Annotated in this window: 27 protein-coding genes; 11 read left to right on the forward strand and 16 right to left on the reverse strand. The window is 41.5% G+C overall.

Features of this window, described 5'->3' with window-relative positions; all coding sequences use genetic code 11:
- Window positions 1-88 precede the first annotated feature (88 nt).
- A complete protein-coding gene (locus ACE1TI_RS03080) occupies window positions 89-289 on the reverse strand; it encodes a YfhD family protein (RefSeq protein ID WP_375006116.1) in 201 nt (66 codons plus the stop codon).
- A gap of 112 nt (window positions 290-401) precedes the next feature.
- Between ACE1TI_RS03080 and ACE1TI_RS03085 the strand changes: the two genes are divergently transcribed.
- Complete coding sequence (locus tag ACE1TI_RS03085) at window positions 402-1,340, forward strand: arsenic resistance protein (protein WP_375006117.1); 939 nt, start codon at window positions 402-404, stop codon at window positions 1,338-1,340.
- Window positions 1,341-1,591: 251 nt separating this feature from the next.
- Here the strand turns inward: ACE1TI_RS03085 and ACE1TI_RS03090 are convergent, their stop codons facing one another.
- The 3 genes from ACE1TI_RS03090 to ACE1TI_RS03100 form a co-directional block, all read right to left on the reverse strand.
- The gene (locus tag ACE1TI_RS03090; RefSeq protein ID WP_375006118.1) at window positions 1,592-1,834 is read right to left on the reverse strand and encodes a hypothetical protein; all 243 of its coding nucleotides are present in this window, start codon (window positions 1,832-1,834) and stop codon (window positions 1,592-1,594) included.
- Between the two features lie 29 nt (window positions 1,835-1,863).
- The gene (locus tag ACE1TI_RS03095) at window positions 1,864-2,016 is read right to left on the reverse strand and encodes a hypothetical protein (RefSeq protein WP_375006119.1); all 153 of its coding nucleotides are present in this window, start codon (window positions 2,014-2,016) and stop codon (window positions 1,864-1,866) included.
- A gap of 271 nt (window positions 2,017-2,287) precedes the next feature.
- Window positions 2,288-2,878: an NAD(P)H-dependent oxidoreductase gene (locus ACE1TI_RS03100; protein ID WP_375006120.1), complete on the reverse strand. Its 591-nt coding sequence runs from the start codon at window positions 2,876-2,878 to the stop codon at window positions 2,288-2,290.
- A 161-nt stretch (window positions 2,879-3,039) separates the two neighbouring features.
- On the opposite strand from ACE1TI_RS03100, the gene ACE1TI_RS03105 reads away from it, so the two are divergent.
- Window positions 3,040-3,246 (forward strand): hypothetical protein, encoded by a 207-nt coding sequence (locus ACE1TI_RS03105; protein ID WP_375006121.1) that lies wholly within the window; start codon window positions 3,040-3,042, stop codon window positions 3,244-3,246.
- Between the two features lie 458 nt (window positions 3,247-3,704).
- Here ACE1TI_RS03105 and meaB read toward each other — a convergent pair whose 3' ends face one another.
- The 8 genes from meaB to ACE1TI_RS03145 all read right to left on the reverse strand — a co-directional run bounded on the left by meaB (window position 3,705) and on the right by ACE1TI_RS03145 (window position 14,568).
- Window positions 3,705-4,721 (reverse strand): methylmalonyl Co-A mutase-associated GTPase MeaB, encoded by a 1,017-nt coding sequence (meaB, locus tag ACE1TI_RS03110; RefSeq protein ID WP_375006122.1) that lies wholly within the window; start codon window positions 4,719-4,721, stop codon window positions 3,705-3,707.
- Between the two features lie 32 nt (window positions 4,722-4,753).
- Window positions 4,754-6,934 carry a methylmalonyl-CoA mutase gene (gene scpA / locus ACE1TI_RS03115; protein ID WP_375006123.1) on the reverse strand — a complete coding sequence of 727 codons (2,181 nt, stop codon included), beginning with the start codon at window positions 6,932-6,934 and terminating at the stop codon, window positions 4,754-4,756.
- Window positions 6,931-9,033, reverse strand: a complete 2,103-nt coding sequence (locus ACE1TI_RS03120) for a methylmalonyl-CoA mutase family protein (protein ID WP_375006124.1) — start codon at window positions 9,031-9,033, stop codon at window positions 6,931-6,933. The genes scpA and ACE1TI_RS03120 overlap by 4 nt, the downstream gene beginning before the upstream one ends.
- 18 nt (window positions 9,034-9,051) lie before the next feature.
- A complete protein-coding gene (locus ACE1TI_RS03125; RefSeq protein ID WP_375006125.1) occupies window positions 9,052-10,605 on the reverse strand; it encodes an acyl-CoA carboxylase subunit beta in 1,554 nt (517 codons plus the stop codon).
- A 117-nt stretch (window positions 10,606-10,722) separates the two neighbouring features.
- Entirely contained in the window at window positions 10,723-11,235 is a 513-nt protein-coding gene (accB, locus tag ACE1TI_RS03130) for an acetyl-CoA carboxylase biotin carboxyl carrier protein (protein ID WP_375006126.1), read from the reverse strand.
- Window positions 11,236-11,292: 57 nt separating this feature from the next.
- The gene (locus ACE1TI_RS03135; protein WP_375006127.1) at window positions 11,293-11,928 is read right to left on the reverse strand and encodes a TetR/AcrR family transcriptional regulator; all 636 of its coding nucleotides are present in this window, start codon (window positions 11,926-11,928) and stop codon (window positions 11,293-11,295) included.
- 21 nt (window positions 11,929-11,949) lie between these two features.
- Window positions 11,950-13,296: an acetyl-CoA carboxylase biotin carboxylase subunit gene (gene accC / locus ACE1TI_RS03140; RefSeq protein ID WP_375006128.1), complete on the reverse strand. Its 1,347-nt coding sequence runs from the start codon at window positions 13,294-13,296 to the stop codon at window positions 11,950-11,952.
- Window positions 13,297-13,725: 429 nt separating this feature from the next.
- Window positions 13,726-14,568, reverse strand: coding sequence for a dimethylarginine dimethylaminohydrolase family protein (locus ACE1TI_RS03145; protein ID WP_375006129.1), 843 nt, complete (start codon window positions 14,566-14,568; stop codon window positions 13,726-13,728).
- Between the two features lie 126 nt (window positions 14,569-14,694).
- Between ACE1TI_RS03145 and ACE1TI_RS03150 the strand changes: the two genes are divergently transcribed.
- The 5 genes from ACE1TI_RS03150 (at window position 14,695) to ACE1TI_RS03170 (ending at window position 16,609) form a co-directional block, all read left to right on the forward strand.
- Window positions 14,695-14,979 carry a 4a-hydroxytetrahydrobiopterin dehydratase gene (locus ACE1TI_RS03150; RefSeq protein WP_375006130.1) on the forward strand — a complete coding sequence of 95 codons (285 nt, stop codon included), beginning with the start codon at window positions 14,695-14,697 and terminating at the stop codon, window positions 14,977-14,979.
- 97 nt (window positions 14,980-15,076) lie between these two features.
- Window positions 15,077-15,259 carry a hypothetical protein gene (locus ACE1TI_RS03155; RefSeq protein WP_375006131.1) on the forward strand — a complete coding sequence of 61 codons (183 nt, stop codon included), beginning with the start codon at window positions 15,077-15,079 and terminating at the stop codon, window positions 15,257-15,259.
- Window positions 15,260-15,572: 313 nt separating this feature from the next.
- Window positions 15,573-15,782, forward strand: coding sequence for a DUF5665 domain-containing protein (locus ACE1TI_RS03160; protein ID WP_375006132.1), 210 nt, complete (start codon window positions 15,573-15,575; stop codon window positions 15,780-15,782).
- A gap of 61 nt (window positions 15,783-15,843) precedes the next feature.
- Window positions 15,844-16,302 carry a DUF948 domain-containing protein gene (locus tag ACE1TI_RS03165; protein WP_375006133.1) on the forward strand — a complete coding sequence of 153 codons (459 nt, stop codon included), beginning with the start codon at window positions 15,844-15,846 and terminating at the stop codon, window positions 16,300-16,302.
- Window positions 16,292-16,609, forward strand: a complete 318-nt coding sequence (locus ACE1TI_RS03170) for a hypothetical protein (RefSeq protein ID WP_375006134.1) — start codon at window positions 16,292-16,294, stop codon at window positions 16,607-16,609. Before ACE1TI_RS03165 ends, ACE1TI_RS03170 begins: the two co-directional genes overlap by 11 nt.
- Before the next feature lie 61 nt (window positions 16,610-16,670).
- Here ACE1TI_RS03170 and ACE1TI_RS03175 read toward each other — a convergent pair whose 3' ends face one another.
- The 4 genes from ACE1TI_RS03175 to ACE1TI_RS03190 all read right to left on the reverse strand — a co-directional run bounded on the left by ACE1TI_RS03175 (window position 16,671) and on the right by ACE1TI_RS03190 (window position 22,068).
- A complete protein-coding gene (locus ACE1TI_RS03175) occupies window positions 16,671-17,276 on the reverse strand; it encodes a cytochrome c oxidase subunit 3 (protein WP_375006135.1) in 606 nt (201 codons plus the stop codon).
- Window positions 17,269-19,101, reverse strand: a complete 1,833-nt coding sequence (locus tag ACE1TI_RS03180; RefSeq protein WP_375006253.1) for a cytochrome c oxidase subunit I — start codon at window positions 19,099-19,101, stop codon at window positions 17,269-17,271. Before ACE1TI_RS03180 ends, ACE1TI_RS03175 begins: the two co-directional genes overlap by 8 nt.
- Window positions 19,102-19,228: 127 nt before the next feature.
- Entirely contained in the window at window positions 19,229-20,266 is a 1,038-nt protein-coding gene (coxB, locus tag ACE1TI_RS03185; RefSeq protein WP_375006136.1) for a cytochrome c oxidase subunit II, read from the reverse strand.
- Between the two features lie 830 nt (window positions 20,267-21,096).
- Window positions 21,097-22,068, reverse strand: a complete 972-nt coding sequence (locus ACE1TI_RS03190; RefSeq protein WP_375006137.1) for an ABC transporter substrate-binding protein — start codon at window positions 22,066-22,068, stop codon at window positions 21,097-21,099.
- A 191-nt stretch (window positions 22,069-22,259) separates the two neighbouring features.
- Here ACE1TI_RS03190 and ACE1TI_RS03195 point away from each other — a divergent pair, with 191 nt between their 5' ends.
- The 4 genes from ACE1TI_RS03195 (at window position 22,260) to ACE1TI_RS03210 (ending at window position 25,648) form a co-directional block, all read left to right on the forward strand.
- The gene (locus tag ACE1TI_RS03195; RefSeq protein ID WP_375006138.1) at window positions 22,260-23,273 is read left to right on the forward strand and encodes a FecCD family ABC transporter permease; all 1,014 of its coding nucleotides are present in this window, start codon (window positions 22,260-22,262) and stop codon (window positions 23,271-23,273) included.
- Window positions 23,270-24,328, forward strand: coding sequence for a FecCD family ABC transporter permease (locus tag ACE1TI_RS03200; protein WP_375006139.1), 1,059 nt, complete (start codon window positions 23,270-23,272; stop codon window positions 24,326-24,328). The genes ACE1TI_RS03195 and ACE1TI_RS03200 overlap by 4 nt, the downstream gene beginning before the upstream one ends.
- A 15-nt stretch (window positions 24,329-24,343) precedes the next feature.
- On the forward strand, window positions 24,344-25,183 hold the full coding sequence (locus ACE1TI_RS03205) for an ABC transporter ATP-binding protein (RefSeq protein WP_375006140.1): 840 nt from the start codon (window positions 24,344-24,346) through the stop codon (window positions 25,181-25,183).
- A gap of 183 nt (window positions 25,184-25,366) precedes the next feature.
- Window positions 25,367-25,648: a hypothetical protein gene (locus ACE1TI_RS03210; RefSeq protein ID WP_375006141.1), complete on the forward strand. Its 282-nt coding sequence runs from the start codon at window positions 25,367-25,369 to the stop codon at window positions 25,646-25,648.
- Window positions 25,649-26,162: the final 514 nt, after the last annotated feature.

Consider the following 26,162-nt stretch of genomic DNA (forward strand, 5'->3'; position numbering starts at 1 on the left):
AGGAGGTCAGCAGGAATTGCTTGCTCTAAAAAGAAACAACAGCAAAAAAGGGTCAGACCCCTGCAGGACCTGACCCATTGGATTTTCTTTACAATTCATCAAGCGGACGGTTGTGTGCTCGTTCATCTGCCTCTCTTGCACGCTCCTGTGCTTCTAAATCATCAGTATCCGCCAGCTCTTCGGAATATTCCACATCTAATCCATCATTAACGACGATATCTTTTTTCGGCGTCTGCGACAGCCTTGCTTTATTTTTATGTTTGTTGTTTCGAGATTGCCCTCTTGTCATCACAAACACTCCCTTCCTTTTCCTTTAATTTTCCGCGATATTCTATTTATTATGCATTCCAGGAAGTGATACAATACGATAATAGCTACTTATATTAGGGTGAGCTGCCATTATGACAACGTTGGAAAAATTATATTCTTTTATTATTTTAGGTGCTGTATTATTCGGACTGGGGCTAGGTCAGTTTGACATATTCCGAACCAATACAGAATACGTGATTACGCCATTGCTGGTCGGGATGCTGTATTTCACCTTTTTACATATCCCATTTGAAAACATAAAAAAGTCACTGCAAAATATAAAATTTACTGATACATCTCTCTTGATAAATTTTGTGTGGACACCTGTGTTCGCCTGGGCGCTGGCTTCTATTTTTTTATCGGAGTATCCAGCACTGTCGCTTGGATTCATCATGCTGATGGTCACTCCATGTACGGATTGGTACTTAATTTTCACCGGAATAGCAAAAGGAAATACCGCCTTATCTGCTTCCATTTTGCCGATAAACTTACTATTGCAGCTATTGCTCTTACCTGTTTATTTATTGGTATTTAGTGGTACAGCAGGCTTTGTGGATTTCTCCATGTTAGCTGAAAGCATATTGCTTGTTTTATTACTGCCATTACTGCTTGCAGTTATGACGAATACCTTTTTTAAAGATCCTCTAAAAGAAAAAATACGTTCAACCGCGGTTAATGCTCCGGTTGTTTTTTTAAGTTTAGCGATTGCTGCTATGTTTGCATCAAATGGTCACTTCCTGCTCGAACACTTGGATTTGTTATGGAAATTAACGCTTCCTATTTTATTATTTTTTGCGATTAATTTTATTATTGGTCAAAAAGTTGGCAGTATAATGAAGTTTTCGTATCAAGACAAAGCAAGCCTCAGCTTAACGACATTAGCAAGAAATTCACCGATTGCGCTCGCTGTTGCTTTGACCGCTTTTCCAGATCAGCCGTTTATTGCATTAACCTTAATCGTCGGACCACTGCTTGAGCTGCCTCTATTAGCCGGGATCACCCAACTATTATTGTTCACACGCAAAAATTAATCTATATTTGTTTCTTCGAGCATAATACTCATTTTCTCTGTGCCAAACGCGCCGGGATTAAGACATTTTCTTCAATATAGTAAGCAGTCCGAAAAGATGTGCCGTCTTTTAAATGGAATCGCAAGAAGGTGCGGCTGCTGTTCTCTCGCATTTTCTCGATTTCTTCCATACCTGCGTATTCTAATGACAGGAAATCTTCTACAAATGCCTTTGTATTCGCTGAAGAAAAATCCGAAATGTGGCTTCCGTCCTCAAATGCTTTCCATGCTTATTTTATCAACCTTTCCTTCTATGTCATATAAGTCCGCAATGGTTCGTGCTTCTGGGTTTTCTTCTACTTGATATACTTTATCTTCAGCAATTACTCGAAAGTCAGGATCATAGCCCTTCATTTTATAAATTTTTATTCCAACAGGAAGAAAGGCAGCATCGCCATTACTCATTTTGTGATTGGAACAAGCGTTATCTGCCATCTGATATTCTACTTCCCCCAATCACTGCCCCTTTTTCCAGCTCCACGCCCTTATTCATACCTTGGAAGATCATCAATTTTTAAAACATCCATCCAGGAAATAGCTGCATCCGGACAATTCCTTAAACGATCTGTCATTTGCGAGCAAGAAACTAACAGGAGGAGTGCGGAGAAGATATACATATGTAATAATTTCCAATTCATGGCTTCACCTCATTTACAAAGTATGGAGAAGATGGCGTTTTGCAAACCTTGAGTGACCATTGCACAGCGGACATCAGATTCCTTATTTTATTAAAATCCTTCCTTTATAGCGTTTTCGAGGCCACTAGTTCCGTTATCTGCTGCAAATTACGAAATTTTCATGTTTATAGCAAAGTTTAGCGAAATGAATGTCCGTCACACCTCAAAAATGCTACTTTTAAAGAGCATAAAGGAACGGGTTTCCGCTGCATCCTCCGGAGAAGCAGACTAATCAAAAAACAGCATGCTCCCTGGCATATTCCCGTACCTTCTCGAGCATTTGCTTTCTTTTTTCATCTCCTGCTTGCACCACATCACCAAAATGTAAAAATGGCAAACAGTCAAAGCCGCAAAAAGAAAATATTTCTTCTTTCCATGTTTCTTCTATACAATGTTTGCTTCCTTTTTCAATAAATTCTTCTGTAGGGGTGCCCGTTGTATAGATAACTGCTGCTTTTTTACCGTTCATTAGAGGTACCGGTGTTTCTCCTTCTAATTCATAAGCAAAACCATAAGACAGCACGCGATCTAAAAATCCTTTGCCAGCAGCAGGAAAACTTCCCCACCAAAGCGGAAAAATAAACGTAATCACATCCGCCCATTTCATTTTTTCATGCTCTTTTTTTATAACTTCCGGATATCTTCCCTCAAGCGAGGCATGATACTCATCACGAACCAAGTGAGGAGAAAGGTTGATCTCAGCAATGGTGCGGATTTCTATTTCTTTTCCTTGTTTTTTCAGCTCTTCCGTGTAAGCATCTACTATTGTTCCATTAAAACTTTCGCGGTCAGGATGCATAAACCAAATTAAAAATCGTTTCAAAAAATCTTTCCTTTCTTCATTACAATTCGTTAACAAATATTTAAAAACATAAAAACCTTATATGAAAACGCTTACCTTGTTTAGTTTTTTCAAACGGGGATATAAACATAGTAGATATTGTACTACACAAGTAAAAATTAAATAGCGGAGGCGAAAGCAACATGAATAAAATGCTGACAGGGCTTACTGTATGGACACTATTTTTGATTTTAATGGGGGTATTGTTTCCAATACCTACAACCACTGATACCGGTTATCGGAAAGATCCTGCAGAGCATTACGATTTATGGATTTTTCTCTTTAACCCCGATTGTTTTCTACGGTACTATTGTATCACTTGCATCCGACTGGCTTGCCCGCCGGATTAAGTGGCACTTTCAACCTCTCTCTTTTTTCTTTCATATTGCAGGGGCATGTACTGCTTACATTGTAACGCAAAATATAGATATAACCATTATGGCTGTTTTAGCCGCTGTTCTGTTCTTTGTGGCTGACCGATTCTTTTTGCTGTTGAAATATTCTTCACAAAGCTATTATCTTGTGAAAAACTTGCCGTTTGTGCTGGGGTTCGTTGGTGTTACCATCATGGTATTTGGCTCTACTATGTAAGAAGAGTTTGTGTATAAGATATCCTGCTTGATTCTTTCGGTGTAATGATTTAAGCTGTCCCAAAAAGCCCTTGTATAGTAAACAGCCGGTCGTGATTTATTTTCACGACCGGCTGTTTAGCTTGGTTTTCTCTTTTCTCCAAATTGCGCTGATTCAATCCGCTTCAATCCCCAAAATGCAGGTAACTGAAACTTCAAAGTAGCTATCCTTAGCTTTTTTAATAACTGCGGTATATTTCCATTAGCTGCTTTACTGCCTGTGCCAAAGGAAGCTCACCTGCTGTTACTTTTTGTTTCAGCTCGGGCAGGTTCAATTTTACTTTTTCATTTTGATAAAAAGAAATTTTTAGTTCATCTTCAATGAAACGATCCATCCATTCTGACAACTGTGAAGCTCTTCTTTCTTGGAAAAATCCACTTTCTTTCATTTTCTTTTCGTAGCTGGTTACAATATCCCAAATATCAGGAACCCCTTCTCCTGTTAGCGCAGAAACAGTATAAGCCTTTGTATCCCAGCCGGGAGTTGCTGGCTGCAAATAATGCAGCAACCGGTTATACTCTGCTTTTGCATTTAAGGCAGCTTGTTTGTTTTTCCCGTCGGCTTTGTTGATAAAGATTGCATCAGCAATTTCCATGATCCCTTTTTTCATTCCTTGCAGTTCGTCTCCCCCGCCAGTCAGCATGAGAACTAAAAAGAAGTCGACCATAGAGCGGACGGTGATTTCACTCTGCCCCACTCCGACGGTTTCTACAAAAATGACATCATAGCCTGCTGCTTCACAGATGAGCATCGTTTCTCTGCTTTTTCTTGCTACACCGCCAAGCGTGCCACCGGATGGAGAGGGCCGGACATATGCGTTTGGATGCTTGGACAAGGTTTCCATTCTTGTTTTATCTCCTAGAATACTGCCTTTGCTTACACTAGAAGACGGATCTACAGCAAGTACCGCCAGATGGTGCCCCTCATCGCACAGCATTGCTCCAAACTTCTCAATCAATGTGCTTTTCCCTGCTCCAGGAACACCAGTGATTCCTATTCTAATTGCTTGTCCGGTATATGGCATCAGTTGTTTGAGGACCTGCTGGGCTGTTTCAAAATGCTTCGGAGAATTGCTTTCTACAAGGGTAATCGCCCGGGCAATTACCGCCCGGTTGCGATTCAGCACCCCGTCCACATACTCCTCAACCGAGAGAGACCGTCTTCGTTTCGTTCGTGGTCGCTGCTGATTGTCCATACGGGCCCTCCTTTCTCACTGGCCCTTTTGATTTAAACTTCTTCTAAACGTTTAATTACTTCTTCCATGACCTGCTTCGCTGCTGCCGGGATCACCGTCCCTGGACCAAAAATGGCTGCTGCTCCTTTTTCTTTTAATTCATCATAATCCTGCGCTGGTATAACACCGCCTATAACAATGACAATATCCTCTCTTCCCAGCTTTTTCAACTCTTCTACTACTTCGGGCAGCAGCGTTTTATGCCCAGCAGCAAGCGAGCTCATTCCAAGGATGTGAACATCGTTTTCAACCGCCTGTAATGCGGCTTCTTCCGGCGTTTGGAAAAGCGGACCGATATCCACGTCAAAGCCAAGGTCAGCAAAAGCCGTAGAAATGACTTTCGCTCCGCGGTCATGGCCGTCCTGGCCCATTTTTGCGATCATAATACGCGGACGTCTGCCTTCTGCTTCAGCGAATTCATCGGTTAACCGTCTCACATCATCCATTAATTCTTCCTCTCCAAATTCTGCACTGTACACGCCGCTGATGGAACGTGTGACAGCCTGATGTCTTCCCGCAACTTTTTCGATGGCATCTGAAATTTCTCCAAGGCTTGCCCGAGCTCTTGCGGCATCTACGGCAAGCTTTAATAAATTTTCGCTGCCGTCCTCTGCTGCTTTTGTCAGAGCATTTAAGGTTTCTGCTACTTTATCTTCATTTCGTTCTGCTCGCAGCTTTTCCAGACGTTTTATTTGCGATTGTCGTACAGCTGAATTATCAATATCTAAAATATCAAGCGGGTCTTCTTTTTCTAATCGGTATTTGTTAATTCCGACCACTGTTTCCCTGCCGGAATCAATGTGGGCCTGGCGGCGGGCAGCTGCTTCTTCGATTCTCATTTTTGGAAGTCCTGTTTCAATCGCTTTTGTCATCCCGCCAGCTTCATCGATTTCCTCAATATGCTCCCATGCTTTTTTAGCCAGCTCCGCGGTTAAGCTTTCTACGTAATATGAGCCGCCCCACGGGTCTACGACGTTGGTAATCCCTGTTTCTTCCTGGAGATAAAGCTGTGTGTTTCTCGCAATCCGCGCAGAAAAATCAGTTGGCAGTGCGATTGCTTCATCGAGCGCGTTCGTATGAAGAGACTGGGTATGCCCCATTGCAGCAGCCATCGCCTCAAGACAGGTTCGCACGACATTATTATACGGATCCTGTTCTGTCAAGCTCCAGCCTGAAGTTTGAGAGTGTGTCCGGAGTGCCATCGATTTCTTGTTTTTTGGGTTAAACGGCTTCATTAAGCGCGCCCACAGCAGTCTGGCTGCCCGGAGCTTTGCTATTTCCATAAAGTGGTTCATCCCAATCGCCCAGAAAAACGAAAGTCTCGGCGCAAACTGATCAATGTTAAGGCCTGCTTTTAAGCCAGTGCGGACATATTCCAAGCCGTCGGCAAGCGTATAGCCAAGCTCAAGATCAGCGGTCGCTCCTGCCTCCTGCATATGATAACCCGAAATGGAAATGCTATTAAACTTCGGCATATGTTCTGAGGTATAAGCAAATATATCAGCGATGATGCGCATCGACATTTCCGGGGGATAAATGTACGTATTACGAACCATGTATTCTTTTAAAATATCATTTTGAATCGTTCCTGTCAGCTGTTCTTGTTTTACTCCCTGTTCCTCTGCAGCCACAATATAAAAAGCCATAACCGGTAAAACGGCACCATTCATCGTCATAGATACAGACATTTGATCGAGCGGAATTCCATCAAACAGCACTTTCATATCAAGAATGGAATCAACGGCCACTCCAGCTTTTCCAACATCACCGACGACACGAGGGTGATCGGAATCGTAGCCGCGGTGCGTAGCTAGGTCAAATGCTATGGAGAGACCTTTTTGTCCAGCCGCCAGGTTACGGCGGTAGAAAGCGTTGGATTCTTCTGCTGTGGAATATCCGGCATATTGGCGGACGGTCCATGGTCTTGTTTTATACATGGCTGGATACGGCCCTCGTAAAAAAGGAGCAATCCCGGATACATAATTTGTATGAGGGAGATCTTTCGTGTCTTCTTTCGTATAAAGCGGCTTAAGCTCTATGTTTTCTACTGTAGGAGAAGATAAGTCTTCTGCGCTTTTTCCGGTTTTCTTTTTCACTTCCTGCTCCCATTTGGTTAGATCATGAGAAGCCAGCGCTTCATTATAGTTTATTTTGGTGAAGTCCGGAGTTGTCATTGTACAGACGCTCCTTTCGTACGCTGCAGCCAGCTTAAGGTTTCGTAAACATTGGAATGGCGGTGAATGGTACCATCCAGCCCTTTATCTGTAAGAATTTTTTCCTGCTCTTCTGTCAGTTTGCCAGCCAGCAGAACAATCTTGTCTGGTGTGTTTTCTTTAATGGCTTGTACAATCGTCGAAGCGAGTGCTTCATATGCTGCATCTTGTCCACACAGTACAACAATGGTTTCGTCAGCTGATACAGCAGCACTACTGGCTTTAGCAGCATCATCTGTACCTTCTGTCTGCTGCACATGAAAGCCGCCCGTTTGCAGAAATCCAGTAGAAAAGTCTGTTCGTGCTTTATGGTCCGCAAGCGGTCCTAATGTAACCAGCAGTGCTGAAAGAGGTTTGTTTGTATCTTCTTTATAGGCTTCAGCTGATTTGCGCAGCCTTTCAAACGCTTGTGCTTCTCGTCCTGGCGGCAAAGGAGCAATAGAAATGTTTTGGCTGCTATTCATCTGTGAAAGCTGAGAGAGTACAGCCCCGTTCTTAGCAGCCTCTATCGCTTCTTCAATGATGCTTTTTTCTCCTTTATGCCACGCTGCGCTTGCTTTATTTCTTTTTTTCAATTGGTAATTTTCAATAAAATCCACCACTTGCTTTTCATCATTTTCTGGTTTCACCGATACTGGTTTTTCATTGATGTCCGGATATTTATTGACCCCGACGAAAACTTTTCGCTGTTTTTGGACTGCTTTTTCTTTTTCCTGGCGTTTTTTTTCTATGCGTTTTTGAGGGTTTCCATCAATCAGGTTTTGTTCTAAGCCTCCGCTTGCTTCCATCTCCTGAAACAGGGACCATGCTTTTTCTGCTAATTGATGGGTTAACTGCTCCACATAGTAAGAGCCGCCTGCAGGATCGATTGTCCTTCCAAGGTAAGCTTCTTCCTGTAAAATAACCTGCGTGTTACGGGCAATACGTTTAGAAAAAGGCGACGGCCTTTGAAAAGACACATCAAATGGCGTAACTTCCAAACTGTCCGCTCCTCCGGCTACAGCGGAAAATGCTTCTGTAGTAGAACGAAGCATGTTGACGTACGGATCATACTCCGTTTTCGTTCTATCTGACGTTAGGCCATGAACAGCCATAGTACGTTTGTCCTCTTCGATACCAAAAGCGGCTTGGATATTAGACCAAAGTGCGCGGGCAGCCCGAAATTTAGCGATTTCCATAAAAAAGTCAGATCCTGCCGGAAATCGAAACTGAATACGAGGGACACTTTTTTCCGGTGCGATTCCTCTATCTTTCAGTTCTTTCACGTAGGCCGCTGCAGTAGCCATGGAATACGCAAGCTCTTCCACAGCGCCTGCTCCGCTGTTATGATAAGGTTCACTTGAAACCAGCACCGTTTTGACATCTATGCTGTTGCTATCACACCACTTCATTATTTCTGCCATATGATCATAGCACGTGCTGAGCGGTGCAGGCACCTCTCCTGCTGCCACCCAGCTTCCAAGCGGGTCAGATGCAGCACTTCCACCTGCTGGAGTAGAAACCCCTGCCTTTTGTAGAGCAGCAGCCCATAAAGCGAAGAGCGGAAGCGGATCTGCTCCTGTTTCAAAGTGAATGGGCGTCTTTTCTATATCAACATCTTTCAAAAGGGTTAAAAAATCATCTGCATCGCCTATTAGAACACCGGTTCCGTTTACTTCATTGTGATTCAGTTCTCTGCCTTCTTTTACCGCTCTATTCCAGCTTATTCTTACAGCATGCTGCCCTTTTTGAAGGCCTTCTTTCATTTCACGGTTTGCCGTCTCAGGCGTACGCTCCCATATGGGTTGTGCAGCTTCCCATGGAAATGGATGCTCCGAAGCTGCATGAATTCCCCTTACATGAGGAGACTGACCGGGCAGTGTGTCAGCATAAGCAAGCCCCTCCCTGTCTTCTTCCCGGTACAACGGTTTTAAAGTAATTCCTTCATCTGTTTCTGTAGAGAGGAGCTTTTCAACTGACTTTCCTTTCAAAGAAGCTTGGGCTGCTTCGTACCACGTTTTTTCGTCAGGAACTGGAAAATCACAAATATTTTTCAACACCGAACGAAGGATTTCTTCCATTCTTTTTTCCTCCTCTTTTTACAAAGGAATATTCCCGTGCTTTTTATGCGGGTTTTGCTTCTTTTTGTTTTTCAGCATTTCAAGCGCGTTCGCCAGTGATTTTCTCGTGTCGCGCGGGTCAATTACATCGTCGATCATGCCGTTTCCAGCTGCAATATAAGGATTAGCAAAGCGTTCGCGGTATTCCTGGATTTTTTCCTGGCGCGTTTTTTCAGGATCCGGGCTTTCTTTGATTTCTTTCGCAAAAATAATATTCGCCGCTCCCTCTGGTCCCATAACCGCTATTTCAGCGTTTGGCCAGGCGAAAACCATGTCTGCTCCAATTGCTTTACTATTAAGTGCTACATAGGCTCCACCAAAAGCTTTGCGTAAAATAACTGTAATTTTAGGGACGGTTGCTTCAGAATAGGCATATAAAATTTTCGCTCCGTGCCGGATAATACCGCCGTGCTCCTGCTGAACCCCCGGAATAAATCCACTTACATCCTCAAATGTAATGATTGGTATATTAAAGCAATCACAAAAGCGGATAAAACGTGAACATTTGTCCGATGAATCAATATCAAGACCGCCTGCCATCATTTTTGGATTATTAGCAACAATACCAACCGTTTCTCCATTCATTCGTCCAAAACCGACGACGATATTTTTGGCAAATCCAGGCTGCACTTCCATGAAATCTTCATCGTCTAAAAGCAGCTTAATGACTTTTCTTACGTCATACACTTTTGTGCTGTCCACTGGCACAATGTCTAATAACTCTTCGACTCGTTCTTCTAAGTCGACTTCCTTTTTCGGCGGATAAACCGGAGCATTTTCTTCATGATTAGAAGGAAGGTATTGAATGAGCCGGCGCACATCCTGCAGCACTTCTTCTTCTGTTGAAGCTGTAAAATGAGCATTCCCGCTCTTACTAGAATGTACCTTTGCTCCTCCTAAATCTTCCGAATTAATTTTTGCTCCGGTTACACTTTCGATCACTTTTGGCCCTGTAATAAACATTTGGCTCGTTTTTTCCACCATAAAAACAAAATCGGTAATAGCAGGTGAATATACTGCTCCTCCTGCACAAGGCCCCATGATAACTGAAATCTGCGGCACAACGCCTGAGTAGATAGAGTTACGGTAAAAAACATGGCCGTAGCCATCTAAAGACAGCACACCTTCTTGAATACGAGCACCGCCGGAGTCATTCAAACCGATAATCGGAGCTCCGTTTTCTGCGGCAAGGTCCATCATTTTCGCAATTTTTAAAGCGTGCATTTCGCCAAGTGCTCCGCCAAACACGGTAAAATCCTGCGCAAATAGAAATATTAATTTCCCATGGACCTTTGCATATCCAGTCACGACCCCTTCTCCAGGCGCTTCTGCTCCTCCATAATCCATTCCGCGATTTTCAATAAATGGATTCAATTCTACAAAGCTGCCTTCATCTACAAGAAGGTCAATTCTTTCCCGTGCTGTAAGCTTCCCACGTTCATGCTGAGCATCAATGCGGTCTTCCCCGCCGCCTATTTTGACTTTTTCTTTCTTTCGCTCCATTTCATCAATCCGGTCAAACATATCACTCATTGAACACAGCCTCCCTTTCTATCTACGTTATCTCTTTTATGTGTAAAACGCTTTCATGTTTTCGCATAGAAGGGGCATCTTCTAAGAAGATTACCCCTCGTTTTACTTGTAGTAAGTTTAAGCTGTTTTGACAAGGAACAGCGGCTGGCCGTATTCCACGAGTTCTCCATTTTCAACGAGAATATCGACAATTTCACCAGAGATTTCTGCTTCGAGTTCATTCATCAGTTTCATCGCTTCCACAATGCAAACGACTGATTCTTCATTTACTTTGTCTCCTTCTTTCACATACGGATCCGCATCCGGAGATGGAGAACGGTAGAATGTACCAACCATCGGAGATGTAATTTCTTCAAGAGAATCATCTTTAGCGGCTTCTGTTTCGTTTTGCGCTGGTGCCTTTGCCGGTGCTTCTTCTTTAGGGGCAGCTGGCGCCGGTGCTTCCTTTTGAGGTTCAGACGGAGCTGGTGCCGGCTGGGGAGCCTGAACTGTTTCTACAGCTGCTGCCTGTACAATTCCTTCTTTTTTGATGGTAATTTTTTCTTTGTTTTCACCGCGAATTTCAAGCTCTCCGATGGTCGATTTGTCCACCGCCCGAATGAGCTCTTTGATTTCATTTACTTTATACATTTTTCCTACACTCCCTTATTATTAGAAAAAGTTGGCTGTTTTCTTAAAGTAAAAAAGTTACCTTACCCGATTAGTCCTTAAAAAGAATCGTTGATAAGCTGGCTCTTCTCTGGCTTGTTCGGTCAAAACCGAATGCATGATTAAATCTGCATAAATATCTGCTATTTCATTTACCGAATATTGGCCGCTTGCTTTGTACCATTTATAAGTCCAGTTTATCATGCCGAATATCGCCATCGACATGATCGGCACCGGCAGTTCTTCTCTAAATTCGCCTCGTTCTTTTCCCTCTCTTACTACCGAAAACATCATATCTTTATAGCGGTCCCGCTTTTTTTTGATACTATCAAAATAGTCCGGAGATAGATACAGGCTTTCTTGATAAAAAACAGTTACGTGAGCCCGGTAGACTTCAAACATTTTCACAAAAGAGCGCACGGTTTCGTACAATTTTTCCGCCGGTGTGTGATAGCTCGAATGAGCTTCAGCCGCCTTATCTATGACATATGTAATAAATGAGTCATGGATGGTATATAGAAGCTCATCTTTAGATTTAAAATTATGGTAAAAGCCGCCTTTGGAAGTCTTGCTTTCTTTTACTATTTTATCCACAGTTACCGCATGAAAGCCATATTCTTCAAAAAGTTGAAGAGCAGCCTCAGTAATCCTTTGTTTGGTGGATTTTGCCGGCACTCTTATCACCTGCTTTCAGTCTTAATCCATAATTTGGTGATGCTCAAGAAATTTCGTGTTAAAATCTCCTTCTTTAAAGGAAGGATGGTCCATGAGTTTCAAATGAAATGGAATTGTCGTATCTACACCTTCTACTACAAATTCGGACAGGGCCCTTTTCATGCGTGATATCGCTTCATCCCTTGTTTTTCCTCTGACAATTAACTTCGCCACCATGGAATCATAGAAAGGGGTAATAGAATAACCCGGATAAACGGCACTGTCTATACGAACACCTAATCCGCCTGGCGGAAGATACATATCAATTTTTCCTGGGGACGGCATAAAATTTTTCGCTGGATTTTCTGCATTAATTCGGCATTCAATCGCCCAGCCATTGATTTCAATATCCTCTTGTGTCACAGATAAATGTTCTCCAGCTGCAGCACGGATTTGTTCTTTAATTAAATCAATACCCGTTACCTCTTCTGTTACCGGATGTTCCACTTGAATACGGGTATTCATTTCCATAAAGTAGAAATTTTTATTTTTATCAAGTAAAAACTCAACTGTTCCTGCACCGCAGTAGTTCACTGCTTTTGCTGCCTGTATTGCTGCTTCACCCATAGCCTGGCGGGTTTTCTCATCGAGCGCAGGAGACGGAGCTTCTTCGACCAGCTTTTGATGCCGGCGCTGTATGGAACAATCTCTTTCCCCAAAGTGAATAACATTGCCGTGGGAATCGGCCATAATTTGAATTTCAACATGCCGGGGTTCTTCAACAAACTTTTCCATGTAAACACCAGCGTCGCCAAAAGCTGTTGCTGCTTCTTGTTGTGCCATGTTAATTGCTGTTTTCAAATCATCAGGATTTTGAGCTACTCTCATCCCTTTTCCGCCGCCTCCGGCAGTTGCTTTTACAATCACAGGATAGCCGATTTCTTCTGCAGTTTTTACAGCTTCTTCTTCATTTTCAATAATTCCATCCGTACCAGGAACAATCGGAACTCCTGCTGCTTCCATTGTGTCACGAGCTACTGCTTTAGCTCCCATTTTGTTAATGGCTTCTGGAGACGGACCGATAAAGATTAAGTCATGATCTGCACAAATTTCTGCGAATTCAGCATTTTCTGCCAGGAAACCGTACCCAGGATGAACGGCATCAGCTCCTGTTTTTAACGCAGTAGAAATTAAATTTGTTTTCTTTAAATAACTTTCAGCAGAAGAATTAGGACCAACACAATAAGCTTCATCTGCCATCAAGACGTGTAAGGCCTCTCTGTCTGCTTCTGAATGTACGGCCACTGTTTCAATACCAAGTTCGCGGCAGGCACGAATTATACGTACAGCAATTTCACCGCGGTTAGCTATAAGTATTCTCTTAAACATCAAATGCACCTTCTCTCTGTCATTGCTTTTACTATTATTTGCAAGGTAAGCGATTACATACGATAACAGATTACTTAGACCGACCAGTCAGTCTGTACTTAGATTATAAAAAATATATTCAAATCTGTCAAATAAAAATTTAAAAAACCTTTGCTCCTCCTACATTTTAAGAATTTTAACCGCTGAACACAAGAGAAAAAAGCAGGTCCCTTCCTTTTACCATAAAAAAGAAGTCATCCCAAAGATTTCTGAGACGGACGCTTCGATTTGTGCAGATGTCGAGCAGGTCTTTTTTAATGAGTCATTTGATTTATTTTACAGAAGGGGTCTTGCCAGGATTTTTTACAACCACTTGAAGGAGGCTTATTCCATAGAGGAAATTGATATATATTATATACTTTGACTTTGGCATATGTCGTCCTGACAAATCTACATTTTAATCAAAGGCATGGTAACACACCGGAAGGACCCTCCGGATTTAATAATTTCTGAAAAAGGAACCTCTAAAACTTCAAAGCCCATTTCTCTCATGTTTTCATTTACTATTTTATTCTCCGGAAGACTAATAACTTTCTTATTTCCTATAGAAAGAACATTCGTTCCAAGGCGGAATTGTTCTTCTTCATTGACAGTAATTGTACGATAATGCATGCAAATATCACGGACGATGTCATTAGAGAGGGCTTCAGGGTAAAGCAGAGCCGTCCCTGGGGATAGAATATTAAAAATACAGTCTAAGTGCAGATATTTCTTATCAAAGGGGATAGTAATGATTTTTTTAGTTGGAAATATTTCTTCTAATCGTTTAACCGCCTTGTCACTTGTACGGCTGCTGTCCCCCACATAAAGTACATCTTGATCTATTAAAACATCGCCGCCTTCGATAGAACCTTCTTCTACGCACATATAATCCCAATGATTTTCGGTAAGCCAAGATTTGAATTCTTTTATTTCCGGTTCTCTAATATCTGTTTCCATTTTCCCAACGATAATGCCTTTTTCCGTTGCAAGACCAAGGTCTCTTGTGAAAACCTGCTCAGGCAGCTTAGATAATGCAGGTAATAAATGAACAGTTACCCCGTGATTTTCTAAGGTTTCTATCAGAAAGCGATGCTCCTGCATTGCTTTTTCCTGATCAATGTTTTCATCTTCATACGATTTTTGTACTTCATTAATTGGTTTTTTTATACGCATTTCTTCCGGAACGCACATTAAAACTTCTATTAATTCTCCGTATTCTGTATGAGCTGAACCTTGTCGTTTGTTTTCCATTTATATCTACTCCTTCCTCTCCCCTCTAGTCATTCCCTTTTAAGAGAAAATTAACAATATGCAACGTTTAAAAACAAGACGATAGTGGTAAAAATGAGATATTAGCCTAGATTAGGGAGGGTGAAAATGAGCACGTTAAACAATGAAGAAATTGAACAGAAATTAAGGGGTTTGGATGGATGGGAAAGGGCCGATGCAAAAACGATCGAACGAACTTTTTCGTTTGATTCATTTCTTAATGGAATATCGTTTGTTGAAGAAATAGCCCGTCATGCTGAAGAGGTTCAGCACCACCCTCATATCACCATTGATTACACTTCGATCACTGTTCGACTTTCTACACATGATGAAGGCGGGATTACGAAAAAAGACATCGACTCTGCTGCTGCTTACAACCAAGTCTTTTCTTAATTATTTTCTATCTATTATAGAAGCGGAAAACAACCCATTTGCAATCAGCATATAATACAACATATAAACTCAGCCGCTTTCCTATGAGGTGAAAAGCATGAATTTTCAACAAGAAAGAATGAGGCAAATGATTGAAAACGATCGTTTTCTCCATGCTTCCTATAAGGAAGCAGTAGAAACCTGCGGGGATGAAGCTGCCGCACTGAAATTATTATTTGAAAAGTATGTGCAGAATGAACCTATCATGAGAAACGCTTATGAACATCTAACCAGTCATTGATGGGATAATTTCAAATGATTCAGGGGCTGTCCCAAAAAAATAAGGGGCAGCTTTTTTCTTTTAAACAGCTTTGCATTTTTTGAAAAAACGGTTATAGCGGCAAAGCCAACCCTCTCTTTTTACTGTTTCAAAGAAAAGAACGGAAGGGTAGAGAACAAGAAACAGGAGGAGAACAGGGGGAATACCGTGGAAGACCGAAATGATATAAAAAACTACCGGTTGGAGAAAAAAAAGACGGCCTACCGATCAAGAAGATGTAAAAAAACTAGAAAACCTCGTTGAAAAGCTAGATGATATTACCACGAAATCCCGTATGAAAGATATGGCCTATCATTACACGAAACGATCAGAAGTGATTAAAACCAATTTGATCGCCGGGGCCGCCCAGGGAGTAGGATTAACAGTTGGCACGGCTCTTATCATTGCGTTATTATTTTTTATACTGGCACAATTTGAAACGATGCCTTTAATAGGTGAGTATATTGGTAACCTTTTAGATGTTGTAGAAAGAGAGAGGAATTAAGAATAAAATGTCGAAGTTTTATCCATGATTATTTTACACATACAATTGGAGGTATAAAGGAATGGATTTACTAGGAATCAGCTTACTTATTTTCGCAATTGCCTTCGCAGTACTTGTTATTTTTCTAATAAGGGCACTGAATAACTTAAGCAGTGTCTTAAGCGGAATAGACAAGACCGTAGAAAAACTGCCGGACCAATTAGACGAAGTGATGAAAGAATCCGGCGTGGTGATCCATAACAGCAATGAAACCCTTTTAGATTTAAATGAAAAAATGCGCGCGCTTAATCCTCTATTTTACATTCTTGGTGACGCTGGTGAAGCTTCCCGAAAACTTTCTTCTTCCTTAGCAGATTTAACCGTTTCATTAAAGAAAAATACAGAAGAAGGAAAAGAAGCTGCTCAAAAGAAGGATCTCGGAGGATTATATGGAGCAGCAGCGCTCATTTATTATCTCACCCAAAAGCGTAAAACGCTAAAAGAATTAAAAGAAGGCAGCGGCAAACAAAATGACAGATAAACGGATGAACAAAAGACACAACAGCAAACGACCACTAATCAGAGGTGTTGGAACTGGATTTTTGATAGCCTTCATCGGAACATTGCTTACCTCCCCGATGAAAGGTTCCACTCTTCGGCAAAAAACAGTGAACCGGTTCAGTCTTTTTAAAAATTACCCGACGAAAGCAGTGGCTGCTTATCGCGGCCGTAAAGAAAAATTCCGCGAACTGGGTCATACGAAATACGAGCACCTGCAAGAAGAAATAAACAGTTTAAAAGAAGAAGCTTGCAGTTCTGAAGAAAATGAAAAGAGAGAAGGACGCTGATCGAATAAAATAAATCAGCTTCCTTCTCTTTTTGTTGATATAACACGGCTGCCAAACTTTTCTAGTAAACTCCTTGGGAGCCGAGAATATAAACGAGTATAAAAATGAATACCCAGACCACATCTACAAAGTGCCAATACAGTCCAAAGGCTCTAATACGCTTCCAGTTCGTCCATACTGCCCGCTTTGTATGAAGGTGCCAAAGCAGCAGTCCCATCCAAATCGATCCTAACAGGACGTGGGCTCCATGGGTGCCAACGAGTACATAAAAAGATGCAAGAAAAGGAGACTCCGTTAACGTATGACCTTCTTTGGCATATTCAAAGAACTCATACACTTCAAATCCCAGAAAGATAAGCGCAAAGCTGTGCGTTACCGAAAGCCAGAGCATGGCTTTTTGAATGTTTTTTTGTTCCATGCCCTTTTCAGCGAAATAAAATGTCAAGCTGCTTGATAACAGCAGAAAGCTTGGAATCAAAATTGGAGGAAGCTTCAGAAGTTCAGCGGCATCCGGGCCGTTTAATGTACTGCTGCTCGACACAAGATAGGTGGCAATCAAACAAAGAAACACAACGGATTCTGCTGCAATAAACAACCACATCCCCAGCCTGTCATCCGCTTCTGTCCATGGTTTGTTTACTTTTGCTGCGGTCGTTTCTTCAGCCATGATTGCTCCCTCCTTTTCCGTTCTCTTCTTCCGGGTCCTTTCCAGACCATTCGACATTTTTATCAAACGTAAGCGAACGGTATATCATAAGGCCAAAGGTTAATACTAAGCCGGCAGCTGCTATAAAGAATACTTCAAATACAAACCCGAATGACGCAATGAAAAGGGCTCCGCTGATGAGAACCGGTAAAATACTCGAATATTCTTCTAAATGACGCTCCTCATATTCTGCATATTCTAAGCCTGTCCGACCTGCTTTTTTTGCTTGCCAAAGAGGTTCTTTATGAGGAATAACAGGAAGCCGTTTCCACCTATGAGACGGTGCAGGCGAAGGAATGGCCCACTCTAATGTACGTCCGTTCCAAGGATCGTCTCCCACATCTCTTGACTGTGTTTTATAGCTGTACCAGATGTTATATAAAAACAACAACACACTTGCTGCCATAATAAACGCGCCGATGGTACTGACAAAATTCAGGCCGAAAAGCCCATCTTCCGGAAGATACGTATAGACCCGGCGCGGCATGCCATTTAGTCCCATAAAATGCATCGGGAAAAAGGTAAGATGAAATCCGATTAGAAATGTCCAGAAATGAATTTTTCCCAGCTTTTCATTTAAGAGAAATCCAAACATTTTCGGCATCCAATAATAAATACCTGCAAAAGCTCCCATAATCGTGCCGCCAACCATTACATAGTGAAAATGGCCGACAACAAAATAACTGTCATGATACTGATAGTCAGCTGCTGCCATGGCTACCATAACACCCGTTACCCCGCCGATGACAAATGTCGGGATAAAACCAACTGAAAACAGCATGGCTGTCGGAAACAGAAGGCGGCCTCCCCGCATCGTAAACAGCCAATTAAATACTTTAATTCCAGTAGGAACGGCAATAAGCATGGTTGATATGGCAAAAATCGCATTAACGGTCGCACCATAGCCGACTGTAAACATATGGTGCACCCATACCATGAAACTGAGAAAAGTAATAAGAACAAGGGCAATCACCATGGATAAATAACCAAATACAGGCTTTTTGGAAAAGGTACTGATAATATCAGAAAACAGTCCAAACACTGGCAGAACAATAATGTATACTTCAGGATGGCCGAAAATCCAAAACAAATGCTGCCATAAAAGGGGATTTCCGCTGCCGCCTGCAAAGAATTCGGCAGCAAAAATATTATCAAACATTAAAAGTAAGACAGCTGCACCCAGTGCCGGAAAAGCCAGTAAAATTAAAACAACAGCAACCAGGCTTCCCCATGTAAACAAAGGCATCCGCATATATGTCATTCCAGGAGCCCTCATTTTTACAATTGTGACGATAAAATTGATGGCTGTAATAATCGTACCGATACCGGCCACCTGAAGCCCTAACGCATAGAAGTTGTTTCCGGTATTGTTCGAATAACCGCCTATAGCTAATGGGGAATATGACGTCCAGCCTGCTTCCGGCGAACCTCCTAATAAGTAGCTGATATTAATAAGTACCCCGCCGCATATAAATAGCCAAAAACTCAGGGAATTTAAAAATGGAAAAGCAAGATCCCTTGCTCCTATTTGCAGCGGCACCGCTACATTCATTAATCCGATTAATAAAGGAGTTGCCACAAAAAAGATCATAGTGGTGCCGTGGGTAGTAATCATTTGGTTGTACTTTTCCCCTTGAAACACCCAGAACTCTGCGTTCGGAAAAGCTAACTGAAGACGGACAAACATAGCATCAAGTCCGCCCCTTAAGAAAAAAGCAAACGAAGCTACCAAATACATTATCCCGATCTTTAAGTGATCGGTAGTGCGCATCCAATCCCAAAGCATGCCCCACTTTTTTTTATACGAGAGGACAAAAATCGCTGCGGCTCCTAATAGAAGCGCGCTGATATGTCCAAAAATCACGTCTGACACTAAATCTATTTCTGTATTAAAAAATGGGATAGAATCCATATCAATCCCTGCCTTCTTCTGCTTTGTCGCTTGTAATACTGTGTAAATAATCGACCAGTGCATCCATTTCTTCTTCCGTCAAGTTGTCATATGCCGGCATTTCTGTTGAAGGTTTAAAAGATTCCGGCTCACGAAGCCAAGCTTTTAAATTCTCTTTGTCGTTTGTCATCATCCCCGAAATTTTTTTCTGGTCCCCATATAAAGCTAAATTAGGACCTCTGTCATTTTCTGTATCTGCTCCATCCACAGCATGACAAGCCAGACAATTTTCTTGAAAAATACGTTCGCCTTTATTTGCAGATCCTTCTTCTTCCGGCTCTGTTTCTTCTGGTGTTATATCCTGCTTTACCGCATCACTCCATGCTTCAAAGTCCTCTTCCTCTTCAACTACAACCTGAAACCGCATATCTGTGTGAGCCGCTCCGCACAGCTCCGCACATTTTCCTTCATAGACTCCAGGATCACCTGTTTCTAAATATAATCGGTTCGTTTCTCCAGGGATGGCATCTTTTTTTCCTCCCAGCTGCGGAACCCAAAAGGAATGAATCACATCAGATGCTTCAAGTTCAATAACGACCTCTTCATTCGCCGGTAAATGAAGCTCCTGTGATGTTCGTATGTTTTCATTCGGATAATCAAATTGCCACCAGTACTGACGGCCGGTTACTTTGACCCGGTAAGCATCACGATCTGCTTTTGTTTCTAAATTATATGCTTGCATTAACATCGGTACGGCCAGTACTCCCAGTACAACTACCGGTAAAACGGTCCAGGTAATTTCTAATTTTTTATTGTCGTTGCGAAGCGTATGATCAGGCCTGTCTGCTTTTGAATTTTCCCGGTACCTCCATATAAACTTTGTAAACAGGATAAACACGACCACAAGAACAATCATCATAACAACTAAACTAAAAACGATTAAATGTCGTTGTTCTTCGGCAACCCCGCCAGCCGGGTCCAGAACGTCCATTCGGATTTGACAGCCAGAAGTCAGGATGATTAACAACAAAACCCAGGTACTTGTCCATGCTCCTTTCATCCATATGCCTCCCGTCTTTTTTGCACTTCTTTTGAGAACTTTTTCCTTTTTGCTCTATCTGCAAACATGGAAATGTCGAGACATATCTGCTTCTCTCGTTCTTGTATTATTTCGCTTCATCGTTGTTTGTGGACACATTCAAAAAGCAGTGGTTCATTTCGTTCACAGTCAAACGTCTCTATCAGAAACCCCACTATGAAATCCAAAATTTTTCTATTATATGTATTTACAAATGTTAAATGTTTTTTTGATCAAGAACGTTACCCGTCGGTTTATGAAAAAGAGTAGTTAAAAAAATGGCATAAAGAAAATTTAGTGACCAAAACCTATTGTTGTACAGCAAAAGTTATCTTTTTTCATCTCAGAATAAATTTATTCACATAAAGATAATAACCGAAGAAGGGTAGGAAATTTAGGTCAAGAGGGAGTTTAGAAAAAATTTTCAAAATATCATGATTTGTAGGAGGAAAAATGGATACATACATAATACCCGCTTAACACCTGCCGAAATATCATATCCCTGTTTTCTCATAGCTGGAATTAAAACAGAATTAATGGAAGAGGAATGAATTAAAATTATAGAACTTTCAGAAGAAGAATTAGAAGAATGGAAGGAAATTGCTTTTCCAGTAGGAGAAGAATTTTTAAAAGAAGCAAGCAGCAGATCCTGACCTGATAAAAGATATGCTGAATGAATTGGAAAATATCAACTAATAACTAAGAAAATATAATTTTGTAATAATTGGTTTGAAAGAGTAGTTTGTTTTTAGAAACTAAAAAGACCCGAAGCCATATCACTCCGGGTCTGACACTTATCGTCATGTGCCTATTTATTCTTCTATGAAATATTGTTCGAGATCCTCTACCATCAGATTAGCAGCAAGATAGCCTCCGGCTGTATTCCATATAGCATCACTCACTTGATGAGCATTACCTTCTTTTACAACGTCAAGATTTTGAAACAAAGAATCTTCCGTCCATTCTTCTTGAAGTTCTGTTGCTGCCCCATCTCCTGTCTCATACGAGAAGTAAAACAGTACATCTCCATCCATATCCGGAATGCTCTCTTTTGTTGCTTTTTCTATAAAATCATCACTCTTTTGATTTTCAGGGCGGTCAAACCCAATGTCATCAAGAATGACACCTGAAAAAGAGTCTTGGTGATAAATTCGGACATGGTCAGGCATAAAACGCACGACGGAAACTTTTTGATCAAGTGTGTCTTCTCCTGCTTTCTCAGCAAAATCGGAAAGACGCTCATCATACTCAGTGAGTAATTCCTCTCCTTCTTCTTCCATATTTAAGGCTTCAGCATATTGCTTAAAGTTCGTTTGCCATTCTCCACGTAACGTTTCAGAGAAAACGGTTGGCGCAATTTCATTTAACTGATTATAAATATCTTCTTGCCGCATTTTATTTCCAATGATCAAATCTGGATTTAACGAAGCCACTTTTTCAATATTAACGTTGGATTCATCACCAACTACTTCTACCCCTTCCATTTGATCAGATATGTGATCATACCAAGGGTCGCCCGTCCATGATTCCACGGCCCCAACGGGTTTTTTGCCAAGGGCGAGCAAAGCTTCTGTTCCTTCATTTGTTAAAATAACAATGTTTTCCGGTTCTTCCTCAATGGTTGTTTCACCCATTGCGTGTTCTACTGTGTAACTTTCAAACTCTTCTTCTGACTTATCATCTCCTGAATCAGAAGACGCAACTGTTTCTTCATCTGTTCCGCAAGCTGCTAATAAGAAAATACTTGCTAATACAAACATGAATGCAAAATATGTTTTTTTCATAAAATTATGTATCCTCCCTGCAACTGATTATTATTTTCAATTACGTATCGTATCGTAATATAAATACTTTGTTTCGTCAACAAATTGATAATGATTCTCAAAATCGTTGACAGTGGGAACCGGAAGAATTAATGTAGATAGAGGATATTTTGGTATTGTAAACATCACTCAAAACAGGGATTTGGTTAAATATGGAAATGAAAACAACGAAAATTAAGGGATGGGGATTCGTTGCAGCAATTCTAGTGTTATGCTTGGCTACAATGGGAAGTATCGTCTTAGGATACACCGAGGTAACGTTGAATCACTTGTATCAGGTCCTTTTTCACTTTGAACAATTTAAAGAGTCTAATACACATATTATTATCCTTGAAGCTAGAATTCCAAGAGCGCTTATTGCAATTTGTGTAGGGGCATCTCTAGCGATTGCTGGGGTACTAATGCAGGCTTTGACGAGAAACCCGCTAGCTTCTCCCAGCATTTTTGGTATTAATGCAGGAGCCTCCTTATTTATTGTAGTGGTTGTCATATATATTCCGTCCATTTCATTACAAGGAATGACCTGGGTTTCATTTGCTGGTGCTGCAGCAGCTTCTCTTATTGTTTATGCGGTTGGAGGATTAGGAAGAGAAGGTTTAACGCCGCTTCGTTTGACACTTGCCGGTGCAGCGATTGCAGCATTGTTTTCTTCCCTAACACAAGGCCTGCTAGTCCTAAATGAAAAAGCTTTAGATGAAGTATTATTTTGGCTGGCCGGCTCTGTACAAGGAAGAGGACTTCAATATTTATTTCCGGTACTCCCTTATTTTATCGGTGCTTGGGCCGGTTCGCTGCTTATTTCACGTCACATTAACATACTTATCATGGGAGAAGATGTTGCCCAAAGTCTCGGGGGACGGATCGCTGTTATAAAAGCGATAGCTGGAATACTGATTGTCGGTTTAGCGGGCGGGGCAGTCGCCGTAGCAGGACCAATTGTTTTTATTGGTATTGTTGTCCCCCATTTTGCACGCGCTATTGCAGGCCAGGATCACCGCTGGGTTATTCCGTATTCTGGTGTTCTTGGAGCCGTATTACTCTTGTTAGCGGATATTAGTGCACGTTTTATTATTATGCCGGAGGAAGTTCCAGTCGGGGTCATGACCGCTATTATTGGCACTCCCTTTTTCGTCTATTTAGCCCGAAAAGGATGGAAAGAATCATGAGCAAAAATAAGGTTTTCCGAACGAAAAACGATCGATTTTCATTCATGTTTGATCAAAAAGCAGTTTTTAACATTCTTTTCATGACATGTGTGTTACTGCTTTTGTTTCTTGTTTCCGCTTCTATAGGAGAATCTTTTATACATCCGCTTCAAGTTATGAAAACTTTGTTCGGACATGGGGAACCAGGCGATCAGCTCATCATTCAGACCTTGCGGATGCCAAGATTGCTTGTCGCCTTATTTGCCGGTGCAGGTCTTGCCATATCTGGAGCGATACTGCAAGGTATGATAAAAAATCCGCTAGCTTCACCAGATATAATTGGAATTACAGGGGGAGCGGGTGTAACTGTCGTTCTTTTTCTTGCTTTATTTAGCGACGATAATCACTCCCTTATCGTGAGCGTGCAATGGATGCCACTAGCAGCTTTTCTTGGAGCGGCCGCATTAGGGTTTATTGTATATTTTCTCTCCTACAAAAACGGAATTTCTCCGATACGTCTTATCTTAATTGGCATTGGTTTATCAACGCTAACGCAAGCATTAACAACGATGTTTATGATGCTAGGCCCGATACATAGAGCTGCCCAAGCCAACCTTTGGCTTACAGGCAGTGTAAACGGAGCCAGTTGGACAGACGTTCAATTGATTGCTCCTGTCATTATTATCTTATTTCTATTCACACTCTTAAGCTTTAGAAAAGTAAATGCTCAAACTTTGGGAGGAGAACTTGCTTTAAGCATTGGAGCTCATCTGCAGCGGGATCGCATCCTTATCCTTATTTTATGCACAGGATTAGCAGGTACTACTGTGGCGTTTGCAGGAGGGATTGGATTTGTGGGATTAATGGCTCCCCATATGGCAAGGCGTCTTGTCGGTTCTTCCTATGGAGCACTTATCCCTTTATCTGCTCTTATTGGCGCCATCCTTGTTATGGGTGCTGATTTACTCGGCCGAACCGCCTTTTCACCGCATGAGGTTCCAGCCGGCGTATTCACCGCCACGATCGGGGCTCCTTATTTTATTTATTTATTATATAAAAGTAAAAACAGATCCTAAGGGGGAGAATATGTAATGAAAACGATTGAAGGCGAAAATGTAACGATTGGATACGGTGATACGACCATTATTGACTCTTTAGACGTTGCTATTCCAAAGGGAAAAGTGACCGTTTTAATCGGTGGTAATGGCTGCGGGAAGTCTACTCTTCTGCGTTCTTTATCACGTCTGCTAAAGCCAGATGCTGGTCAGATTATTTTAGAAGGTGCGGATATTTCAAAAATGCGTACAAAGGAAATAGCTAAAAAGATGGCTGTTCTTCCTCAGAGTCCAACAGCACCTGAAGGCCTGACCGTTCTTCAGCTCGTTAAACAAGGGCGCTATCCATACCAAAGCTGGGCAAAGCAGTGGTCAAAAAAGGATGAAGAGGCTGTAACAAAAGCACTAGAAGCAGCCAACATGACTGATTTTCAAGATCGTCCTGTCGATTCTCTCTCCGGCGGACAACGGCAACGGGCTTGGATTGCTATGATACTTGCTCAAAACACAGAAACATTATTATTAGATGAACCTACAACTTACCTTGATATGACTCATCAGATTGACATTCTTGATCTATTATTTGATTTAAACAAACAATATGGCCGCACCATTGTAATGGTGCTGCACGATCTTAATTTAGCCTGCAGGTATGCAGACCATATCATTGCTATTAAAGATAAAACAATCTATTCACAAGGAAAGCCTGAAGACATTATTTCTTGTGATTTAGTAAGAAATGTATTTCACATGGAATGCCAGGTAACCGAAGATCCACTTTTTGGTACACCACTTTGCATCCCTTACGGAAAGGGACGCTGCTTATTTAATAAGGTGGAGGATAAACATGAAAAATCTGCATTTAAAATCGGATGAACAAGAATAATTACATCCGTTTCGGGTTTGTTTTAAATGATTGTCTATTCCCGCTAAAGATTTATTGAGCCGAGATCGTTTGATCGTTTATATGTATACCATTATGGTCGCTGCTTCTGTAACGGTACAGTTATCTTCTGATGGTCCCTGCCTTCTATTCTTTTTCAGTGTGGAATAAATAATATGTCCATTGATCAGTTAGTTGTTGAAGGCTCCAGCGTCAAAGATCGCTGGCTTCCTGAAATATGTTATAAAGATCACCAGGTTACAGTGCCTGATAATCGCACAGAAAGAGTACAGCTAAGAAAGAATGTTGCGGAAACTATATTTGCCAACCATTTGCAAATTATATGGACTAATTTATCTAAGATCAGCAACATTCCGAAGCCAATACTATGGGAAAATACATCCATTTATCTTTTTTGGCTTGATGAATCAATGTTGGAAACAAGATTTTCCGGATAAAACGATAAATATGGCTGAAAGAAGATTTTGCCTTTTTATTGTATCAAGCTCCACCCTCCTTGTTTGGAGAAGATGCGGCATAACAAAAAAAGAACGTTGATGGCACAGAAATTAGAATAAGAAAAACGTGCTGCTTTTCGTACGAGATAAATATAATGGAAAGACACATGTAGCAATTTCCCGAAAGCTGCGCACAAACTTTCTAACACTCCCAGCCATGGGCGGCGTTTGAATAGCATATACATATTCCTCATTTACCTGGCGTCAGTAGTCTATTTTTTCAGAAAATAAATAAAATCTGTTAGTATTAAAGTACTTCCTTTAAAAACGCTGAAATGACTCAGTAAAATGCTGACTATCGTGCCCCGGAACAGGACCTTTTGCGATTTTATCAAAAGTTCCTCTTTATCGTGCGCGCCCGAGCGGCTGGGTGCTGAAGCTAGACATCAAAACACTAAAATGTATACTTTCTTATCTGCTAAAAACCTGATCCAGCAGAAGATCTGCGGACCAG

This window comes from Alteribacillus sp. JSM 102045 (genome assembly GCF_041949975.1).
Classification (GTDB): domain Bacteria; phylum Bacillota; class Bacilli; order Bacillales; family Marinococcaceae; genus Alteribacillus.

Excerpts from the sequence above, each read along its gene's own strand:
- ACE1TI_RS03190 (WP_375006137.1), bottom strand. The coding sequence starts at position 22,068 with ATGAAAAAAACATATTTTGCATTCATGTTTGTATTAGCAAGTATTTTC.
- ACE1TI_RS03085 (WP_375006117.1), top strand. The coding sequence starts at position 402 with ATGACAACGTTGGAAAAATTATATTCTTTTATTATTTTAGGTGCTGTA.
- ACE1TI_RS03205 (WP_375006140.1), top strand. The coding sequence starts at position 24,344 with ATGAAAACGATTGAAGGCGAAAATGTAACGATTGGATACGGTGATACG.
- scpA (WP_375006123.1), bottom strand. The coding sequence starts at position 6,934 with ATGACAACTCCGGACTTCACCAAAATAAACTATAATGAAGCGCTGGCT.
- ACE1TI_RS03125 (WP_375006125.1), bottom strand. The coding sequence starts at position 10,605 with ATGAGTGATATGTTTGACCGGATTGATGAAATGGAGCGAAAGAAAGAA.
- ACE1TI_RS03175 (WP_375006135.1), bottom strand. The coding sequence starts at position 17,276 with ATGGCTGAAGAAACGACCGCAGCAAAAGTAAACAAACCATGGACAGAA.
- ACE1TI_RS03155 (WP_375006131.1), top strand. The coding sequence starts at position 15,077 with ATGAATTTTCAACAAGAAAGAATGAGGCAAATGATTGAAAACGATCGT.
- ACE1TI_RS03150 (WP_375006130.1), top strand. The coding sequence starts at position 14,695 with ATGAGCACGTTAAACAATGAAGAAATTGAACAGAAATTAAGGGGTTTG.
- ACE1TI_RS03195 (WP_375006138.1), top strand. The coding sequence starts at position 22,260 with ATGGAAATGAAAACAACGAAAATTAAGGGATGGGGATTCGTTGCAGCA.
- accC (WP_375006128.1), bottom strand. The coding sequence starts at position 13,296 with ATGTTTAAGAGAATACTTATAGCTAACCGCGGTGAAATTGCTGTACGT.
- accB (WP_375006126.1), bottom strand. The coding sequence starts at position 11,235 with ATGTATAAAGTAAATGAAATCAAAGAGCTCATTCGGGCGGTGGACAAA.
- ACE1TI_RS03165 (WP_375006133.1), top strand. The coding sequence starts at position 15,844 with ATGGATTTACTAGGAATCAGCTTACTTATTTTCGCAATTGCCTTCGCA.
- ACE1TI_RS03200 (WP_375006139.1), top strand. The coding sequence starts at position 23,270 with ATGAGCAAAAATAAGGTTTTCCGAACGAAAAACGATCGATTTTCATTC.
- ACE1TI_RS03210 (WP_375006141.1), top strand. The coding sequence starts at position 25,367 with ATGTCCATTGATCAGTTAGTTGTTGAAGGCTCCAGCGTCAAAGATCGC.
- ACE1TI_RS03105 (WP_375006121.1), top strand. The coding sequence starts at position 3,040 with ATGAATAAAATGCTGACAGGGCTTACTGTATGGACACTATTTTTGATT.
- meaB (WP_375006122.1), bottom strand. The coding sequence starts at position 4,721 with ATGGACAATCAGCAGCGACCACGAACGAAACGAAGACGGTCTCTCTCG.
- ACE1TI_RS03095 (WP_375006119.1), bottom strand. The coding sequence starts at position 2,016 with ATGAATTGGAAATTATTACATATGTATATCTTCTCCGCACTCCTCCTG.
- ACE1TI_RS03120 (WP_375006124.1), bottom strand. The coding sequence starts at position 9,033 with ATGGAAGAAATCCTTCGTTCGGTGTTGAAAAATATTTGTGATTTTCCA.
- ACE1TI_RS03170 (WP_375006134.1), top strand. The coding sequence starts at position 16,292 with ATGACAGATAAACGGATGAACAAAAGACACAACAGCAAACGACCACTA.
- ACE1TI_RS03180 (WP_375006253.1), bottom strand. The coding sequence starts at position 19,101 with ATGCTTTGGGATTGGATGCGCACTACCGATCACTTAAAGATCGGGATA.
- ACE1TI_RS03145 (WP_375006129.1), bottom strand. The coding sequence starts at position 14,568 with ATGGAAAACAAACGACAAGGTTCAGCTCATACAGAATACGGAGAATTA.
- ACE1TI_RS03160 (WP_375006132.1), top strand. The coding sequence starts at position 15,573 with ATGAAAGATATGGCCTATCATTACACGAAACGATCAGAAGTGATTAAA.
- ACE1TI_RS03080 (WP_375006116.1), bottom strand. The coding sequence starts at position 289 with ATGACAAGAGGGCAATCTCGAAACAACAAACATAAAAATAAAGCAAGG.
- coxB (WP_375006136.1), bottom strand. The coding sequence starts at position 20,266 with ATGAAAGGAGCATGGACAAGTACCTGGGTTTTGTTGTTAATCATCCTG.